This is a genomic window from Faunimonas pinastri (genome assembly GCF_900110915.1).
GTDB classification, from domain to species: Bacteria; Pseudomonadota; Alphaproteobacteria; order Rhizobiales; family Afifellaceae; genus Faunimonas; species Faunimonas pinastri.
Genome location: NZ_FOFG01000004.1, coordinates 229,446 through 246,535 on the forward strand (window position 1 = coordinate 229,446; position 17,090 = coordinate 246,535).

Consider the following 17,090-nt stretch of genomic DNA (forward strand, 5'->3'; position numbering starts at 1 on the left):
CCCGTGAACTCACGCTGGAAACGGGCAAACCCGATTCGGGTTCGCCGGAAACACAAGCGACGCTTCCGTGACGATATCAAGACCGAAGCGGCGCTTCAGGCCGCCTGCTTCTCAGCCGCGCGCAGGCCGAGGCTTTCCAGCGTGGCTTCCACCAGCTCACCCTTGTTGAGCGTGTAGAAGTGGAAGAAATCGACACCGAGCTGGCGCAACCCGATCACCTGCTCGGCCGCGACCTCGACCGCCGTGCGGCGATGCGCATCCATGTCGGTTTCCAGCCCCTCGAAGCGGCGGGCGATCCGCTCGGGGATGGTCGCCCCGCAACGTCCGGCAAAGCCCTGGACGGCGGAAAACTTGTGGATCGGCAGGATGCCCGGCACGATCGGGATCGCGATCCCCGCCGCCCGGACGCGCTCCAGATAGGCCTCGAAAAGATCGTTGTCGAAGAAGAGCTGGGTGATCGCCCGATCCGCGCCCGCATCGATCTTGCGCTTCAGAACGTCGAGATCCTCCGCCCAGTCCGCGCTCTGCGGATGACGCTCGGGATAGCCGGAAACGGAGACTTCCGTCCCCGGCACCTCTTTCAGGAAGGCGACGAGATCGGCGGTGTCCTGAAAACCCTCCGGATGTGGCCGGTACGGCTCGCCGAGGCCTCCCTCGGAATCTCCCCGCAGGGCCACGAAGTGGCTGACGCCGAGATCGCGGAAGCGGGCCACGACCTCAGCCACATGCTCCCTGCTCTGGCCGACGCAGGTGAGATGCGCGGCCGTCGGCAGCGCGGTGCCTTCGATGATGAGGCGCACCGCCTGGAACGAACGGTCGCGCGTGGAGCCGCCCGCGCCGTAGGTCATGGAGACGAATTGCGGGCGGAAGCGGGCCAGCCGCTCGGCAGCCTTCTCAAGCCCCGGAAGCTGCTCGTCGCTCTTCGGCGGGAAGAACTCGAAGGAAACAGCAAGCCCCTCGGCATTCCCGTTCGCGCCGCGCTCGGCCTCGTTCATCGTCAAACCGTCTCTCCAAGTCCCAGGCCGACATTCTCGCCAAGCGCGGGAGCGCGCCTGTCGCGGGCCGACCAGATTGTCACCGTCAGCGCTTCCGCATCGCCGGAAGGCGCCAGATCTTCCACCGAGCCAAGCGCCAGTCCCGCGTTGGCCAGCCATTGTTCCATCAACCCGTGGCCGATGCCGAGCCGCCGATGTGCCTGCTTCTCGCGCAGGAACTCCAGTCCATGCGGCGCGAAATCGACGACGATCAGCCGGCCGCCCGGCTCAAGGGCCTGCGCCGCCTCGGCGATCGCCCCGGCGGGATCGTCGAGGAAGTGCAGCACCTGGTGGATCAGCACGAGATCGAAACTCTCGCGCACCACCGGCAGGTTGTTGCCGTCGCCGATCCGGACCCGCGCCTGTCCGACGCCCGCCCGCTCCAGGTTGGCACGGGCGACGGCCAGCATGGCGTGGGAGAGATCGACGCCCAGCGCCCGCTCCGTCCGGCCGGCGAAGAGCTCCAGCATACGACCCGTCCCGGTGCCGATATCGAGCATGGAGCGGAACGGCCCATCGCCGGCGGTCGCCAGAACGGCCGCCTCGACCTCCCGCTCCGGCACATGCAGCGAGCGGATGCGATCCCATTCGGCGGCATGTTCCTCGAAATAGCGCTCGGCAGACGCCTGATTCTGCCGCTTCAGCACCGCGAGCCGCTCGCGGTCGCGCTTCAGGTTCGTATCCGCCGCATCGGCACAGGCGAGGATCGCCCGCACCGTCTCGCGGCCGGAGGCGCGGCCCGGAAGCTCGTCGGCGAGGCGGTAATAGACCCAGGAGCCCTCGGGATTGCGGTCCACCAGCCCGGCATCGGCCAGGATCTTGAGGTGGCGCGAGACGCGAGGCTGGGACTGGCCGAGAATGTCGGTGAGTTCCTTTACCGTGCGCTCTCCCTGGTCGAGCAGCGCCAGCAGGCGCAGGCGTGTCTCATCGCCTGCGGCCTTCAGCTGAAGCACCAGTTCCTCGACCTGAGAGCCCACAGCCCACCGCCTCGCCTTAAAACATATGCCGATATCTTTATGTGTTCGAGCTGACAAAAACAAGCAGTGACGATCACCGCATTAGGCGGCAGGCGACAGCCGGCCTAGGATCTCCAACAAACACGGGAGTCCGGATGCTGCAGGCATGTCTCAATGGCGGGAGAGACCGTCGATTCAGCCCGGCCGTTCCTTTCACGCCGGCCGAACTGGCGGCGGATGCCCTGGCCGTTCGAACGGCAGGCGCCACCGAACTGCACGTTCACCCGCGCGACGGAGCGGGCCGGGAAAGCCTGCTCGCCACCGACGTTTCGGCCGCGCTTCACGCCATTCGCGCCGCCGTCCCCGGCATGCCGGTCGGCCTTTCCACCGGCGACTGGATCGCGCCCACCGGTACGCCCCGGCTCGATGCCATTCGCGAATGGCAGGCGCTTCCCGATTACCTTTCCGTCAATCTCGGCGAGGCAGACGCGGCCGACATGATCGGCCTCGTGACGAGCAGGGGGATCGGCGTGGAAGCCGGGCTTGCGACACCGCAGGATGCGCGACGCCTCGTCGATCTGGGCAAGGGACCGGACTGCCTGAGGATCCTGCTTGAAATCGAGGAAGCGGATAGTGCCGAGGCACGGCGTGTGGCCGACGAGATGATCGCCATTCTCGAAGCGGCGAAGATCGGGGTGCCCCGCCTGCTGCATGGCTTCGACGACAATATTTGGGCCATGTGCCGGCGCGCCCGTGAACTCGGTCTCGATACCCGGATCGGGCTGGAGGATGGCCGCCATCTCCCGTCCGGCGCGCCCGCCCGCTCCAATGCCGAACTGGCGGCGGCGGCGGTCGGCATCGCCGCTTGAACCCATGGTGAAAGACGGGCACCACCGCGCGGTTCAACGGAGTTCAGGCGCGACATGACCGAAATCCGCGAGGGCGAGATCGCCCTGCCCTTCGATCCCGCCGAGCGCACGCCGGATGCGTCGCTGGTCTTTATCGGCCGCGCGCGCACGCCCTGGGACGGCCGCACCGCCTGCCCGCACAACATGACACAGGCGCGCGAACGCGGCGCCGCCTCCTTGCTGGAGATCGATCCGGAATGGCGGCGGGGACTTCGCGACATCGTTCCCGGTCCGGCGATCCTGCTCTACTGGATGCACGAAGCGCGGCGCGACCTCATCGTCCAGGCGCCGAAGAAGCGGCCCGAGCCCGCCGGCGTCTTCAGCCTGCGCTCCCCGGTACGACCGAACCCGATCGCGCTCGCCGTCGTGGAGATCATCGCCTGCGACGCGAAAACCGGACACGTCGAGATCGATGCGCTGGATTGCCTGGACGGCACGCCGATCCTCGATCTCAAGCCGTGGATCGCGGGCATCGACATTCCGCCGAGCTACAAGGGTTGAAGCCGTGCCGTCGGGAGCGGTGACGAGCGGCGCTTCGGGATGGCGATCGGGGCGACCGTCTCTGGTCGCGGCGCTTTACGCGATCGCCCTCTCATTGGCGATGGCCTGGGACAGGGAAGGCGGTCTGACGCTGATCGTCTCGATGTCGATCCTGCTGCTTCTCCTGCTGCAAATGACGCCGCCGCCGAGTTTGGCGACGATGCTGGGAGACCCGCGCCGGCTTCTTTCGGTCGGCATCGCGATCGGTCTCTTCATCGCCATCACGCTGGCCGGCTTCCGTTATCGCGACGAAATCCGGTTCGCCATCGTGAAGCCGATCCACCTTCACGAGCTCCATCGCCTCGCGCCGACGGCAAGCGGGCGGATACGGAAGAGTTGGGACTGGCGGGGCGGCATGGGCTGGAATGTCGAACTCGTCTATGACGATGCGCCTCAGCGAAAGGTGGAGGATAGGCCGGGGCGCGACGGTTGCACCCGCGATTTTCGTGCGCTGGGCAGCCACTTCTTCCTCGAAGGCGAATATTGCTGATGAGGTTGGCTGTGGCATTCCGCTCTGACCGGACGTGAGGGGTGGTACGAGGGGCGCAAAGCGGTTAAGGGACGCGCCCTTTGGAGTTTTGCGTCATGTCTGCCTGCGGCCTCGATTTCGGCACATCCAACACCACGCTCGGAACCGTGCGCCGGGAGGGGCCCGAACTCGCGGCTCTCGAAGCCGACAAGGTCACCATTCCCAGCGCCATCTTCTATCGCCGCGACGGCGAGGCGGAGATCGGCCGGGCCGCTATTTCCGCCTATGTGGAAGGCGTCGAGGGCCGGTTGATGCGGGCGCTGAAATCGGTGCTCGGCAGCGCCCTTCTGGACGAGGCGACGCCCATCGGCCGCCGCCGCATCAAGTTTCGCGAGGTGATCGCCGACTATCTCCGCGAGGTGAAGCGTCGCGCCGAGGCGGCCGCGGGGACGGAACTCACGCAGGTCGTGCACGGCCGCCCCGTCCACTTCGTCGACGGCGATCCCGAAGGCGACCGCCGGGCGGAGGATGCGCTTCGCGACATCGCCGGCGAGATCGGCTTTACCGATATTTCCTTCCAGTTCGAGCCCATCGCCGCCGCCCTCGATTACGAACGGCAGATCAATTCCGAACAGATCGCGCTGATCGCCGATATCGGTGGCGGCACGTCGGATTTCTCCATCGTCCGCCTCAGTCCCGAGCGCCACGCCAAGACCGAGCGCGGCGAGGACATCCTCGCCAATGACGGCGTGCGGATCGGCGGCACCGACTTCGACCGCTTCCTCAGCCTCGGCACGGTGATGCCGCTCCTGGGCTTCCGCAGCCCCATGCAGCGGCCGGGCCTCGACGTGCCCTCCGGCTACTTCCACGATCTGGCGACCTGGTCCTCGATCAACCGGCTCTACGACCCCAAGACCATGCGCGACATCCGGCAGGTGCGCCGCGAGGCGAGGCAGCCGGAGCTGCTGGATCGGCTCATCGCCGTGATCGAGGAAGAGCGCGGCCATACGCTGGCTATCGACGTGGAGGGGGCCAAGATCGGCTTGTCCGATGCCCCGCAAAGCGATGTCTCGCTCGGCTGGATCGAGCCGGGGCTTGCCGCGGAGATCGGCCGGGAGGATCTCGTCCGGCACACCGACGATCTGGCGACCCGCATCGCGCAGCGGATCGGCCGCTGCCTCGATCAGGCAGGGCTCGCCCACGGCAGGATCGACGCCCTGTTCCTCACGGGCGGCTCCACGCAGCTTGCCCATGTCCGCTCCGCGATCGTAGCAGCGGCCCCCGAAGCGCGCGTGGTGGAAGGCGACACCTTCGGCTCCGTCGGCATCGGCCTCACCGTGGAAGCAGCCCGTCGCTACGCCTGAGCGGGCAAGAAAAAGGCGCGGCCCCGAAGGACCGCGCCCGCATTCCTTTGACGGGTGAGGCTCAGCTCGCCTTGGCGGCTGCCCTGCCCTGCTCGTCCAGCTTCGCGAAATCGTCATCGGAGAGCCGGATCGCGGCGGCCGCAACGTTGTCCTCCAGATGCTTCACCTTGCTGGTGCCGGGGATCGGCAGCATGACCGGGCTGCGCTTCAGCACCCACGCCAGCGCTACCTGGCCGGGGGTGGCCCTGTGGTCCTGCGCGATGGAATCCAGGATCGAGCCGGGCCTGGCGAGATTGCCGGAGGCCAGCGGGAACCAGGGAATGAAGCCGATGCCGTTCTTCCCGCAATAATCCAGCACGTCCTCGCTGCCGCGATCGACGAGATTGTAGCGGTTCTGCACGGTCGCGACGGTGAACACCTTCCGGGCCGCCTCGATCTCGTCGACCTTCACCTCGCTCAGGCCGACATGGCGGATCAGCCCTTCCTTCTGCATGGCGGCGATCGCGTCGAACTGCTCGTCGCGCGGCACCTTGGGATCGATGCGGTGAAGCTGCCAGAGGTCGATTCGCTCGACCTTGAGGCGGCGCAGGCTCATCAGCACCGCCTGGCGCAGATATTCCGGCCTTCCGACCGGAACCCAGAGATCGGGGCCGTTGCGCACGAGACCGCCCTTGGTGGCGATCAGCAAGCCACCATAGGGTTGCAGGGCCTCGCGGATGAGGTCCTCGCTGACGTCCGGGCCGTAGCTGTCGGCCGTGTCGATGAAGTTGACGCCGAGTTCCGGCAGGCGCTTCAGGACGCGGAGCGCTTCCGCGCGATCCTGCGGCTCGTCCCAGATTCCCTTGCCGGTGATGCGCATCGCGCCGAAACCGAGCCGGTTGACTTCGATGTCGCCACCGACCGCGAACGTGCCTGAACCTGATGCCCCCGAGCCGGATTCAATGGATGCGCTCATGGCTTTGCCTTGTCTCTGAGGAAAGAAATGCCGGAGACGATCGACGGCTCCGGCGAAATCCATGGGCAGAACTGCCCGCTCACTAAAGGCTGGAAGGCACGAGGAGTTCCCTCAAGGAACCCCTCTTCCCATACCCTGGAGGTGTCAGACCTGGGGGCGCTTCTTCGGCCGGTGCGCCGGCTTGGGGCGCGGCGCGATCTCGGTGCGGACCGGCTCGATGCGAACGCTCGGATCTTCCGTATCCTCGCGACGGATCGACTGGGCGAAACGCGGCGCGGACTCCGGATGGATCTCGAACTTGGTCTCACGGTCGAGAATGCGGATCTGTCCGATCTCGCGCTTGGTGACGTGGCCCCGGCGGCAGATCAGCGGCAGCAGCCAGCGCGGATCGGCATTCTGCTGGCGGCCGACATTCATGCGGAACCAGATGCCGCCTTCGCCGCCCTCGCCATCCCGGTCACGGCGCGGGCCGCCCGGACCGGCGTCGCGGCCACGACCGAAGTCGCGATCCTGGCCACGGTCGCCGCCCCGATCGGGTCCGCGCTCGCGCCGTTCGGAGCCGTTCTGTCCACCGTCGCGATCACGCCGCTCGAAGCGTTCCGGCTGCTCGAAAAGTTCTTCCGGCGCGGGCAGACCCTCGCGGGCCAGCCGGGCATAAGCGGTGGCGATCTTTTCAGCGCCGTGTTCCGCCAGCAGCACCTTGCCGAGTTCCAGGTCCTCTTCCACGGGCTCGATCGCCCAGGCCGGATCCTTCATGATCCGCTCGCGATCCTGCGCCGTGATCTCGGCGGCGGTCGGAGCGCCGCCCCAGGTGGCGCGAATATTGGCAGAACCCAGCATGCGGTCGGCGGCGCGCCAGCGCGTATGCGGCACGAGCAGCACGCAAACGCCCTTGCGACCGGCACGGCCGGTGCGGCCGCTTCGGTGCAGCAGCCCTTCGCGGTTGGTCGGCAGATCGTAATGGATGACGAGGCCGAGATCCGGCAGATCGATGCCGCGCGCGGCGACGTCGGTGGCGACGCAGACACGGGCGCGACCGTCGCGAAGCGCCTGCAGGGCATGCGAGCGCTCGTTCTGGCTGAGCTCGCCGGACAGGGCCACGACCGCGAAGCCGCGCTCGAAGAGGCTCGCCGTCAGCTGCTTCACCGCCTCGCGGGTGGAGCAGAACACCATGGCGCCGCGCGCCTCGAAGAAGCGCAGCACGTTGACCGTGGCCAGCTCCTTCTCGTTGGGCGCGACGCGCATGGCGCGATATTCGATATCGACGTGCTGTTCGCTGTCGCGCACCGTGGAGATGCGGAATGCGTCGCGCTGATAGCGCTTGGCCAGCGCCGCGATGGGCTTCGCCATGGTCGCGGAGAAGAGCAGCGTGCGGCGCTGCGACGGCGTGGCGTCGAGGATGAACTCCAGATCCTCGCGGAAGCCGAGATCGAGCATCTCGTCGGCTTCGTCGAGGATGACGGCGCGCATGGAACCGGTTTCCATGTTGCCGCGCTCCAGATGATCGCGCAGGCGGCCGGGCGTGCCGACCACGATGTGCGCGCCACTGGCCAGCGCGCGACGCTCGGTGCGGGGATCCATGCCACCGACGCAGGAGACGACCTTCGCCCCCGCGCCGGCATAAAGCCATTCCAGCTCGCGATGAACCTGCAGCGCCAGTTCGCGCGTCGGCGCGACGACGAGGGCCAGCGGCTCGCCCGCCGGGCCGAGTCGCTCCTCGCCGTTCAACAGGGTGGGCGCCATGGCCATGCCGAAGGCGACCGTCTTGCCAGAGCCGGTCTGCGCGGAAACCAGCAGGTCGCGGCCATCTGCTTCCGGCTGCAACACAGCCGTCTGGACCGGCGTCAGCTCGGCATAACCACGCTCTTCGAGCGCTCGGGCAAGGGGAGGTACAACGTTCGAAAGAGGCATCACGGCTCAGGTATTTGGGAGGATGTTTTCTCCTGTAAACCGGCTTGCCCGCAAAACCTAGCATTTCCCGCGAATGCCTGCCCCGCGCTGACGAGAGGCAGACGGCGCGGGGTCGAATTCGGCCCTAGCCGCGCCCCTTGGTGCGAGTATCGTTGGGACGGGCGGAGCGGACGAGGAAGTCGACGATCGCGCCGGCGACGTCATTGCCCGTCGCCTGCTCGATCCCCTGCAGGCCGGGCGAGGAATTCACCTCCATCACCACCGGCCCATGGTTTGACCGCAGCATGTCCACGCCGCAGACGTTGAGGCCCATGATCTTGGCGGCGCGAATCGCGGTGGAGCGCTCCTCGGGCGTGATCTTAATGGCCGTCGCGCGACCGCCTCGGTGCAGGTTGGAGCGGAAATCGTCGTCCGCGCCCTTGCGCTGCATGGCGGCGATCACCTTGCCGCCGATGACGAGGGCGCGGATATCGGTGCCGTTGGCCTCGCGGATGAATTCCTGCACCAGGATGTTCACGTTGGCGCCGCGAAAGGCTTCGATCACCGACTTGGCCGACTTGGTGGTTTCGCCGAGCACGACGCCGATGCCCTGCGTGCCCTCGATCAGCTTGATGATGACGGGCGCCTCTCCCACCATCTTCAGGACCTCGTTGGTCTGCTTGGGATCGTGGGCAAAGGCGGTAACGGGCAGGCCGATGCCCTCGCGCGCGAGAAGCTGCATGGAGCGCAGCTTGTCGCGCGAGCGGCCGATGGCGACCGACTCGTTCAGCGGCCAGACACCCATCATCTCGAACTGCCGAAGCACCGCCAGGCCGTAATAGGTGATGGAGGCGCCGATGCGCGGGATCACCGCGTCGTAACCCTCGAGCTTCTCGCCGTTGTAATGCAGTTCCGGGCGGTGCGAGGTGATGTTCATGTAGCAGCGCAGCGTGTTCACGACCTCGATCGTGTGCCCGCGCTCGCGCGCCGCCTCGCCGAGCCTCTGATGCGAATAGAGGCTGGGATTGCGCGCCAGCATGCAGATCTTCAAGGATAGTCTCCGGGTCGGTCCCCCGCCTTCGCTGTAGCTGATTGCAGGCGTCGTGTCCTGAGGGAAACGGGGCGTCCCCACAGCCACGAACAGGCGCTGTCCACCAGCATCCGGCCGGCCAGCGCCTCGCGCCCGATCAGCATGGGAAGCTCCATGCTGCCGCGGTTGGTCAGCGACACTTCCGCCTCCCAGAAGTGCCCGGCCAGCACCAGCCGCGTCAGAATCACGGTCCTGAGTTCCGCCCGGCCGTTGGAGCTCCTGACCTGGCGCTGGCCGACGACCGGCGCCTCGTGCCAGGGCACGTTCTCCCCCTCCCCGATCACGTCGAAGCGCACCCAGTTCGCACCGTCCCGCAGAAAGTGCTCGATGCTGTCGGCATGCAGCGCGGAGGTCTTCGCGCCCGTATCGATCTTGGCCTTGATCCGGCCGATCCCCAAGGCCGGCAGCGACACCCATTCGCGCCAGCCCACCACGATGCCGCCCGGATGGGTGGTGTCGCCGCCGGCCGCGTCGACGGGCGGGAAGCGGTCGAGCCGGCGGTCGCCATCGAGCAGGATCTTCGGGAAGGTTCTCAAGCGCACCTCGCTCATGGGGGAAACGGCAACATACAGGGAGAGCCCCGTTCCATCCAGCGAAGCCATTCGGCATCTCACCCACATGCCGGCCTGCCTTGTACGTTCCGGCCGGGAACCCGGCACGGGCGGCCGGATTGAACGGAGACCATGAGCGACAGAACAATTACCAGCGAGACGGCCCCGACCGCCGTGCCGGAACGGCAGCCGGTCGGCATCATCATCGCGGCGCTGCTGCTCGTGATGTTCCTGGGGGCGCTGGATCAGACCATCGTCTCCACCGCGCTTCCCACCATCGTCGGCGAACTCGGCGGGCTGGAGCACCTATCGTGGGTGGTCACGGCCTACATGCTCGCCACGACGGTGGTGACGCCGCTCTACGGCAAGCTCGGCGATCTCTATGGCCGCAAGCTCGTGCTGCAATCCGCCATCGTGCTGTTTCTCGTGGGTTCCGCGCTATGCGGGTTCAGCCGCAACATGGGGGAACTCATCGCGTTCCGCGCCGTGCAGGGGCTCGGGGGCGGCGGCCTCATGGTCACCGCCATGGCCGTCGTGGGCGATATATTGCCGCCACGCGAGCGCGGCCGCTATCAGGGCCTCTTCGGTGGCGTCTTCGGCCTTTCCACCGTGATCGGTCCGCTGATCGGCGGCTTCTTCGTCGATCATCTGTCCTGGCGCTGGATCTTCTACGTGAACCTGCCGGTGGGCGTGCTGGCCTTGGCCGTCATCGCGTCCGTGTTCCGCGCCACCCGCGTGACCCGCCGCCCCTCGATCGACTATGCGGGCACCGCCTGCCTTGCCGGCGCGCTTTCCGCGGTCGTGCTCTTCACCAGCCTCGGCGGCACCACGCTCGCCTGGTCCAGCCGCCCCATTCTCGGCCTGATCGCCGTGGCGGTCGTGCTCGGCGCGCTCTTCATCGTCGCCGAGCGCCGCGCCAGCGAGCCTGTCCTGCCGCTCGCGCTTTTCGGCAACCGCATCTTCCTGATCTCGTCGGTCGTCAGCGGCATCGTCGGCCTCGCCATGTTCGGCTCGGTCAGCTTCATGCCGCTCTTCCTGCAGGTGGTGAAGGCGGAAAGCCCGCTGCGCTCCGGCCTTCAGCTGACGCCGATGATGGCCGGCGTGCTGGTGAGCTCCATCACCGCCGGCCAGATCATCAGCCGAACCGGGCGCTACAAACTCTTCCCTGTCGCCGGAACGGCGGTTATGGCGCTGGCGCTGTTTCTGCTGTCGCGCCTTTCCGCAGCAACGGGCGTCTGGACCGCTTCGGGCTATATGCTGATCCTCGGGCTCGGGCTCGGCATGGTCATGCAGGTGCTGGTGCTCGCCGTGCAAAACGCGGTGCCGTACCACGAACTGGGCGTCGCCACCTCGGGTGTCACCCTGTTCCGCTCCATGGGCGGCTCGCTCGGCGTCTCGCTGTTCGGGGCGATCTTCTCGAACCAGCTGGAAAACCAGCTTGCCTCGCATTTTCCGGCCGGAACCCCTCTTCCCGCGGCGACCGATCCGGCGGCTCTGGCGCGATTGCCCGCGGCGCTCCGGACACTCTATATCGAAGGGTTCGCGCTGGCGCTCGGGCCGGTCTTTCTCTCCGCCGCCATCATTGCCGCCTGCGCGCTGATCTTCACCCTGTTCCTGCGCGAGATCCCGCTGCGGCAGACGGCGCGGGCCGACGGCGTGGCGGAGAGCTTCGCCATGCCCGCGACGCGACGTCCCTGGAGGAACTGCAGCGCATCCTGCTGCGGCTCGAGCAGCGTGAAAACCGCCGGCAGCTCTACGATGCGCTGGCCAGGCGGGCTGGGCTCGACCTCACGGCGGCGGAAGTCTGGCTGCTGGCGCGGATCTTCGATTCAGGAAAGCCGGACGAAACGCGCCTTGTTCCCACCCCGGCAATGGCGGCACCGCTGACCGCTCTCGTCGGCCGCGGGATGGTGGCGGACGCCGAGCTCCCTTCCCTCACCGACGCCGGGCGCGCGGTCATGGAGAAGCTGACCGCCGCCCGCCGGGCCGCCATGGCGGACCTGCTTTCGCGCTGGGCGCCCGAGCAGCACGCGGAGGTTCGCGCCATGCTGGACAGGCTCGCCCGCGCTTCCATGACGGAGCCGCCTCTGCCCGCAGCCTGATCAGGTCTGCGACATTCCGCCTCACAAACGCATCACCGGTGCGCAGCCATCGTAACAACTTCAATAACTTGACGGTCGCATTCCAGATTGGAACCGCTCCAAAAGCAAAAGTGTAATCCGACAGCATTCCCTCCGCGTTGCCTCCCCTTTATAGACCGGCGCAAGAACCTCTACCGGGGACGAGAATATCGATGCGGATCTTTGCCGGCCTTCTTCTTGCCTGCCTGTCGTTCTGGAGCGTCGGAGCTCACGCGGAAGACGCTTCCGTGTCCATCGCGATCAAGAACAACAAGTTCGAGCCGGAGGAACTGCATGTCCCCGCGCGCCAGAAGGTCGTGATCCACGTCGACAACCAGGATGCGACGCCCGAGGAATTCGAGAGCAGCTCCCTCAAGGTGGAGAAGATCGTCCCGGGCGGCACGAAGGGCATCGTGCGCATCGGCCCGCTGGTGCCGGGGCGCTACTCCTTCTTCGGAGATTTCCATCAGGACAGCGCCAACGGCGTCGTGATCGCCGAGTGACGGGAAAGAACGGCTGGGGCAAAGGAAGAGCACGATGCTGGGCACGCTGATCATTGTTTTCCGGGAAGTCATCGAGGCCGGCCTTGTCGTCGGCATCGTGCTGGCCGTCACGCGCGGATTGCCCGGGCGCGGCTGGTGGGTTTCCCTCGGGATCCTCGCGGGCGTGATCGGCGCGTCGATCGTCGCCGCCTTTGCCGGGGCGATTTCAAACGCCTTCGAGGGCTCCGGGCAGGAACTGCTGAATGCCGGCATCCTCCTCGTCGCCGTGCTCATGCTGATGTGGCACAACGCCTGGATGGCGAGCCACGGTCGCGAGATGGCGGCCGAGTTGAAGGCCGTCGGCCGCTCCATCTCCACCGGCGAGCGGCCGCCCGTCGCGCTTGCCGTGGTCGTCGGCGTCGCCGTGCTGCGCGAAGGCTCGGAAATCGTGCTCTTCCTCTACGGCATCGTGGCCGCCGGCACGAGCGCCGCCTCCATGCTGCTGGGGGGCGTGCTCGGGCTGGCGCTGGGCGCGGTCGTCGCCGCCCTCGGATATTTCGGTCTGGCAGCGATCCCCACCCGCTACATCTTCCGCGTCACCACCGGCCTGATCTCTCTCCTTGCCGCCGGTCTCGCGGCGCAGGCCATGCAGTTCCTGACGCAGGCCGGTACTGTGGATGTCCTTGGCGATCAGGTCTGGGACACCTCCGGCATCCTCGAAGAGAATTCGATGGTCGGCCGCGTCCTCCACACCCTCGTCGGCTATATGGACCGTCCGACCGAACTCCAGATCCTCGCCTATGTCACGACGCTGGTGCTTATGGTCCTGCTGATGTGGATCGCCGGTTCCGGCCATCGGAAGGGACACGAGGCGGGCAAGCCGGGCAGCGTGCAGGCGGCCTGAGATCGGGGGCACCCGGCGGACGCGTACCGGCCGGGGTCTGGAAGGCGTCGAGGGCAGCCGGCCCGCCCGGGATGGCCGGGCCCGGCTAGGAAACGCCTATCCCGCGGGTTCGCCGGCAAAGACGGGCTGCCCCGTTGTACAGCGCCGCCGCTTCGCTTAAGTAGCGGCCAATCTCATTCACGCGAATTACGGGGCAACGGCAGCGATGGCGCGCCAGTTCATCTACCATATGCACGGGCTGTCGAAGGCCTATTCCGGGGGCAAGAAGGTCCTCGACGACATTCACCTCTCCTTCTACCCCGATGCCAAGATCGGCGTGCTCGGCCCCAACGGCGCCGGCAAGTCGACGCTGCTGCGCATCATGGCCGGCCTCGACAAGGAATATTCCGGCGAGGCATGGGCCGCGGAAGGCGCCAAGGTCGGCTACCTCCCGCAGGAGCCCGTCCTCAATCCGGCGAAGGACGCGCTCGGCAACGTCATGGAAGGCGTGGCGGACAAGCAGGCGACGCTCGACCGCTACAACGAAATCATGATGAACTATTCCGACGAGACGGCCGACGAAGCGGCCAGGCTCCAGGACGAGATCGACGCGAAGGGCCTGTGGGATCTCGATTCCAAGGTCCGCATGTCGATGGAAGCCCTCGGTTGCCCGCCGCCGGATGCCGATGTCAATAATCTTTCCGGCGGTGAGAAGCGCCGCATCGCGCTCTGCAAGCTCCTGCTTTCCGAGCCCGAGATCATGCTGCTCGACGAGCCGACCAACCATCTCGACGCCGAGACGGTGGCCTGGCTGGAGAAGCACCTGCAGCAGTTCGCCGGCGCCGTGCTGATCATCACCCATGATCGCTACTTCCTCGACAACGTCACGGGCTGGATTCTCGAAGTCGACCGTGGCCGCGGCATTCCCTACGAGGGCAACTATTCCGCCTACCTGGAACAGAAGTCGAAGCGGTTCGCCCAGGAGCAGCGCGAGGACGAGTCGCGCCAGAAGGTCATCGAGCGCGAGCGCGAGTGGATGGGACGCTCACCGCAGGCCCGTCAGGCCAAGTCCAAGGCCCGTATCAAGGCCTATGACGAGCTGTTGAAGCAGAACGAGGCCCGCCTCCAGTCCCGCGACGCGCAGATCGTCATCCCGCCGGGCCCGCGCCTGGGCGATGTGGTGATCGAGGCCGAGGGCCTGAGCAAGGGCTTCGAGGGGCGTCAGCTCATCAGCGATCTGTCGTTCCGCCTGCCGCCCGGCGGCATCGTCGGCGTGATCGGTCCGAACGGCGCCGGCAAGTCGACGCTCTTCAAGATGATCACCGGGCACGAAAAGCCGGACACGGGCTCGATCCGCCTCGGCGAAACCGTGCAGCTCGGCTATGTCGACCAGTCGCGCGAGACGCTGGACCCGAACCGCAACGTCTGGGAAGAAATTTCCGAGGGCGCCGAGGTCTTCTATCTCGGCAAGCGCGAAGTGAATTCCCGCGGCTATGTCCGCGCCTTCAACTTCAAGGGCCCGGACCAGCAGAAGCCCGTGGGGGTGCTCTCCGGTGGTGAGCGCAACCGCGTCCATCTGGCCAAGATGCTGAAGTCCGGCGCCAACGTCCTGCTGCTCGACGAACCGACCAACGATCTCGACACGGAAACGCTGTCGGCGCTGGAAGACGCGCTGTCGGACTTTGCCGGCTGCGCCGTGGTCATCAGCCATGATCGCATGTTCCTGGACCGCCTCGCCACTCACATCCTCGCCTTCGAGGGCGACGGCCATGTGGAATGGTTCGAGGGCAACTTCCAGTCCTACGAGGAAGACAAGAAGCGCCGGCTGGGCATGGATCCGAACGATCCCGCCCGGATGAAGTTCAAGACCTTCACGCGCTGATCAAAAAGGGCCGCCATCGGGCGGCCCTTTCGTTTCTATCTCGCGGCTGCCCGCGCCTGTACCTGCACCGGATCGGCCCGGAAACGGTCGGGAAAGACGTTCTTCAGGTTGGCGATCATCGGCGCGTCGTTGACGACGATATAGCCGGCATCGGGATGCAGGGTCTCGTAGTCCTGATGGTAGTTCTCGGCCCGCCAGAAGGTGCCGAGCGGCGCGACTTCCGTGGCGACAGGCCGGGAAAACGCCTTGGCGCCGTCGAGCTGGGCGATGTAGGCGCGGGCGACCTTCGCCTGCTCCGGGCCCGTCGTGAAGATCGCCGAGCGGTATTGCGTGCCGCTGTCGGGCCCCTGCCGGTTCTTCTCGGTCGGATCGTGGGCGACGGAGAAGAAGATCCGCAGGATCTCGCCATAGCTGATCTGGCGGGGATCGTAGGTGATCTCCACCGCTTCCGCGTGACCCGTGCGACCGGAACTCACCTGCTCGTAGGTCGGCGACGCGGTGCTGCCGCCGGTATAGCCGTCGACCGCCTGCCGCACGCCCTTCACGTGCTCGAACACGCCCTGCACGCCCCAGAAGCATCCCCCGGCCAGAACCGCCGTTTGCAGGCCGCGCGCGGGACGAAGATCCTGCGCGGGCGGGGGGACCACGGCCGCAGGCGCGGCGAACGCCGGGGGCGCGGCAAGCGATCCCGACAGGGCCGTCATGAGAGCACCGGCCACGACCGGCAGGATAACGCCGGCGCCCACGAGCTTCGGGAAGCGGGACTTTGAAAGAGGGGACATGTGCTTTGCCAATTCGACCTCCACTCGGATCTCCTGATGATACGTTTGCCGGCCGTATCCGGTTGTATGTCACGGGATCAAATGCCGCAGGGATCCTGGCAAAACGGCGAAGAACGGCGCTGGTCGCCTCTCTCCTGCTGCTCCCGGCCCGGTCACTCGCGCCGCATCCGGCCTCGGCCAGGAGTTTCGATCGCGGAAAGGCGGCGGGCCGCCGACGAACGGGCGACCTGCGCCGACCGCCACCTCAACGATCCCGACGTACAGATGGCGCTGCTCTGCGAACTTGACCAGACCTGATCCCGACAGGTGGTCGCGAAGTTCTTCGCCGCGAGCATGAAGCCCGACTGAAGAGCCGGCAGGCCTGCCGCTGCGATGCGGCCCGTCTTCGTCGTCGCTACGACGGGGAGGTCGCGCGCCTCCGTGCCGGGATCGACGGCGCATGATCACCCACGGTCCGTTCCAGGCTCTTCTTCCGGACGCCCTCGCCGGTCAGCTTTCGAGAACGTCGGAATAGTCGGGGTGCCGCTGGAACTGTGCCCTGGCGAACGGGCAGAGCGGGATGATCTTGCGGCCGGAGCGGCGCGCGTCCTCGACGGCCCGCTGTACCAGTTTCAGGCCGATCCCCTGCCCCCGGAAGGCTTCGGGCACCTCCGTATGGTCGATGACGATGAGATGGTCGCCCGCCCTGGAGAAGGTCATGCGGGCCGCTTCGCCGGCTTCCGGGCGAAGGACATAGACGCCGCCGCTGCCGGTTTCCTCCAGCCGGATCTCCGTCTCGCTCGCCATGACCATTCTCCCGCTACAACGAGCTATCCTGACACCGGCGGCCGCCCCGCGAAAGGCCGAAGGCGCGGCCGGAACTTTCCGCCTGCCCGCGCCGTTGATTCCTTAGCCGCGCATACTTCGCGGCCAAAGACGGGGGTCTTGAAATGCGTCTAATTCTTCTGATCATCGTGATCATCCTGCTGATCGGCGCGCTGCCGACGTGGCCCTACGCCATGAACTGGGGCTACTATCCCTCGGGCGGCCTGGGCCTGATCCTGATCATCCTGATCGTTCTCCTGCTGATGGGCATCATCTAGAACTGACGGCAAGCGGAACGTCACGCCCCGGTGCGCCTCTGGCGGCCGGGGTTTCTGCTGTCCGCGCCCGCCTCACCGAAACGTGCGCGGAAGCCGTTGCCA

18 protein-coding genes are annotated in these 17,090 nt (G+C 66.8%); 10 read left to right on the forward strand and 8 right to left on the reverse strand.

The features are described from left to right. Positions 1 to 95: 95 nt before the first annotated feature. Both metF and BMY25_RS07845 read right to left on the reverse strand, forming a co-directional pair. Entirely contained in the window at positions 96 to 995 is a 900-nt protein-coding gene (gene metF / locus BMY25_RS07840; protein WP_092496075.1) for a methylenetetrahydrofolate reductase [NAD(P)H], read from the reverse strand. 2 nt (positions 996 to 997) lie between these two features. Continuing rightward, complete coding sequence (locus tag BMY25_RS07845) at positions 998 to 1,987, reverse strand: ArsR/SmtB family transcription factor (RefSeq protein WP_428976944.1); 990 nt, start codon at positions 1,985 to 1,987, stop codon at positions 998 to 1,000. A gap of 158 nt (positions 1,988 to 2,145) precedes the next feature. Here BMY25_RS07845 and BMY25_RS07850 point away from each other — a divergent pair, with 158 nt between their 5' ends. The 4 genes from BMY25_RS07850 (at position 2,146) to BMY25_RS07865 (ending at position 5,271) form a co-directional block, all read left to right on the forward strand. Beyond that, positions 2,146 to 2,859 (forward strand): 3-keto-5-aminohexanoate cleavage protein, encoded by a 714-nt coding sequence (locus BMY25_RS07850; RefSeq protein WP_092496077.1) that lies wholly within the window; start codon positions 2,146 to 2,148, stop codon positions 2,857 to 2,859. A gap of 54 nt (positions 2,860 to 2,913) precedes the next feature. Further along, positions 2,914 to 3,399: a TrmO family methyltransferase domain-containing protein gene (locus tag BMY25_RS07855; RefSeq protein ID WP_092496078.1), complete on the forward strand. Its 486-nt coding sequence runs from the start codon at positions 2,914 to 2,916 to the stop codon at positions 3,397 to 3,399. A gap of 4 nt (positions 3,400 to 3,403) precedes the next feature. Continuing rightward, a complete protein-coding gene (locus tag BMY25_RS07860; RefSeq protein WP_143061909.1) occupies positions 3,404 to 3,928 on the forward strand; it encodes a hypothetical protein in 525 nt (174 codons plus the stop codon). A 95-nt stretch (positions 3,929 to 4,023) separates the two neighbouring features. After that, a complete protein-coding gene (locus BMY25_RS07865; protein WP_092496080.1) occupies positions 4,024 to 5,271 on the forward strand; it encodes an Hsp70 family protein in 1,248 nt (415 codons plus the stop codon). A gap of 61 nt (positions 5,272 to 5,332) precedes the next feature. Here BMY25_RS07865 and BMY25_RS07870 read toward each other — a convergent pair whose 3' ends face one another. The 4 genes from BMY25_RS07870 to BMY25_RS07885 form a co-directional block, all read right to left on the reverse strand. Continuing rightward, positions 5,333 to 6,226 (reverse strand): aldo/keto reductase, encoded by an 894-nt coding sequence (locus tag BMY25_RS07870; protein WP_092496149.1) that lies wholly within the window; start codon positions 6,224 to 6,226, stop codon positions 5,333 to 5,335. Positions 6,227 to 6,370: 144 nt separating this feature from the next. After that, positions 6,371 to 8,137, reverse strand: coding sequence for a DEAD/DEAH box helicase (locus tag BMY25_RS07875; RefSeq protein ID WP_092496081.1), 1,767 nt, complete (start codon positions 8,135 to 8,137; stop codon positions 6,371 to 6,373). A 124-nt stretch (positions 8,138 to 8,261) separates the two neighbouring features. Beyond that, entirely contained in the window at positions 8,262 to 9,167 is a 906-nt protein-coding gene (gene rimK / locus BMY25_RS07880; protein WP_092496082.1) for a 30S ribosomal protein S6--L-glutamate ligase, read from the reverse strand. Then, the gene (locus BMY25_RS07885) at positions 9,164 to 9,808 is read right to left on the reverse strand and encodes an ATP-dependent zinc protease family protein (RefSeq protein WP_238858216.1); all 645 of its coding nucleotides are present in this window, start codon (positions 9,806 to 9,808) and stop codon (positions 9,164 to 9,166) included. The genes rimK and BMY25_RS07885 overlap by 4 nt, the downstream gene beginning before the upstream one ends. A gap of 81 nt (positions 9,809 to 9,889) precedes the next feature. Here BMY25_RS07885 and BMY25_RS07890 point away from each other — a divergent pair, with 81 nt between their 5' ends. The 5 genes from BMY25_RS07890 to ettA all read left to right on the forward strand — a co-directional run bounded on the left by BMY25_RS07890 (position 9,890) and on the right by ettA (position 15,124). After that, complete coding sequence (locus BMY25_RS07890) at positions 9,890 to 11,644, forward strand: MDR family MFS transporter (RefSeq protein ID WP_092496084.1); 1,755 nt, start codon at positions 9,890 to 9,892, stop codon at positions 11,642 to 11,644. Next, a complete protein-coding gene (locus tag BMY25_RS07895) occupies positions 11,629 to 11,859 on the forward strand; it encodes a hypothetical protein (protein WP_092496085.1) in 231 nt (76 codons plus the stop codon). Before BMY25_RS07890 ends, BMY25_RS07895 begins: the two co-directional genes overlap by 16 nt. Before the next feature lie 191 nt (positions 11,860 to 12,050). Beyond that, positions 12,051 to 12,380 (forward strand): cupredoxin domain-containing protein, encoded by a 330-nt coding sequence (locus BMY25_RS07900; RefSeq protein WP_092496086.1) that lies wholly within the window; start codon positions 12,051 to 12,053, stop codon positions 12,378 to 12,380. Between the two features lie 34 nt (positions 12,381 to 12,414). Continuing rightward, on the forward strand, positions 12,415 to 13,263 hold the full coding sequence (locus tag BMY25_RS07905; protein WP_092496087.1) for an FTR1 family iron permease: 849 nt from the start codon (positions 12,415 to 12,417) through the stop codon (positions 13,261 to 13,263). 205 nt (positions 13,264 to 13,468) lie between these two features. Next, entirely contained in the window at positions 13,469 to 15,124 is a 1,656-nt protein-coding gene (gene ettA / locus BMY25_RS07910) for an energy-dependent translational throttle protein EttA (RefSeq protein ID WP_092496088.1), read from the forward strand. 35 nt (positions 15,125 to 15,159) lie between these two features. On the opposite strand, the gene msrA is transcribed toward ettA, so the two are convergent. After that, complete coding sequence (gene msrA / locus BMY25_RS07915) at positions 15,160 to 15,828, reverse strand: peptide-methionine (S)-S-oxide reductase MsrA (RefSeq protein WP_177176782.1); 669 nt, start codon at positions 15,826 to 15,828, stop codon at positions 15,160 to 15,162. A 567-nt stretch (positions 15,829 to 16,395) separates the two neighbouring features. Further along, positions 16,396 to 16,692 carry a GNAT family N-acetyltransferase gene (locus tag BMY25_RS07925; RefSeq protein WP_092496150.1) on the reverse strand — a complete coding sequence of 99 codons (297 nt, stop codon included), beginning with the start codon at positions 16,690 to 16,692 and terminating at the stop codon, positions 16,396 to 16,398. A 143-nt stretch (positions 16,693 to 16,835) separates the two neighbouring features. Here BMY25_RS07925 and BMY25_RS07930 point away from each other — a divergent pair, with 143 nt between their 5' ends. Further along, positions 16,836 to 16,988 carry a DUF3309 family protein gene (locus BMY25_RS07930; protein WP_092496091.1) on the forward strand — a complete coding sequence of 51 codons (153 nt, stop codon included), beginning with the start codon at positions 16,836 to 16,838 and terminating at the stop codon, positions 16,986 to 16,988. Positions 16,989 to 17,090 lie beyond the last annotated feature (102 nt).

Coding starts and splice junctions, on each gene's coding strand:
- BMY25_RS07865 (WP_092496080.1), top strand. CDS start 4,024: ATGTCTGCCTGCGGCCTCGATTTCGGCACATCCAACACCACGCTCGGA.
- BMY25_RS07890 (WP_092496084.1), top strand. CDS start 9,890: ATGAGCGACAGAACAATTACCAGCGAGACGGCCCCGACCGCCGTGCCG.
- BMY25_RS07895 (WP_092496085.1), top strand. CDS start 11,629: ATGGCGGCACCGCTGACCGCTCTCGTCGGCCGCGGGATGGTGGCGGAC.
- ettA (WP_092496088.1), top strand. CDS start 13,469: ATGGCGCGCCAGTTCATCTACCATATGCACGGGCTGTCGAAGGCCTAT.
- metF (WP_092496075.1), bottom strand. CDS start 995: ATGAACGAGGCCGAGCGCGGCGCGAACGGGAATGCCGAGGGGCTTGCT.
- BMY25_RS07905 (WP_092496087.1), top strand. CDS start 12,415: ATGCTGGGCACGCTGATCATTGTTTTCCGGGAAGTCATCGAGGCCGGC.
- BMY25_RS07875 (WP_092496081.1), bottom strand. CDS start 8,137: ATGCCTCTTTCGAACGTTGTACCTCCCCTTGCCCGAGCGCTCGAAGAG.
- msrA (WP_177176782.1), bottom strand. CDS start 15,828: ATGACGGCCCTGTCGGGATCGCTTGCCGCGCCCCCGGCGTTCGCCGCG.
- BMY25_RS07870 (WP_092496149.1), bottom strand. CDS start 6,226: ATGAGCGCATCCATTGAATCCGGCTCGGGGGCATCAGGTTCAGGCACG.
- BMY25_RS07900 (WP_092496086.1), top strand. CDS start 12,051: ATGCGGATCTTTGCCGGCCTTCTTCTTGCCTGCCTGTCGTTCTGGAGC.
- BMY25_RS07885 (WP_238858216.1), bottom strand. CDS start 9,808: ATGGCTTCGCTGGATGGAACGGGGCTCTCCCTGTATGTTGCCGTTTCC.
- BMY25_RS07930 (WP_092496091.1), top strand. CDS start 16,836: ATGCGTCTAATTCTTCTGATCATCGTGATCATCCTGCTGATCGGCGCG.
- BMY25_RS07850 (WP_092496077.1), top strand. CDS start 2,146: ATGCTGCAGGCATGTCTCAATGGCGGGAGAGACCGTCGATTCAGCCCG.
- BMY25_RS07855 (WP_092496078.1), top strand. CDS start 2,914: ATGACCGAAATCCGCGAGGGCGAGATCGCCCTGCCCTTCGATCCCGCC.
- BMY25_RS07925 (WP_092496150.1), bottom strand. CDS start 16,692: ATGGCGAGCGAGACGGAGATCCGGCTGGAGGAAACCGGCAGCGGCGGC.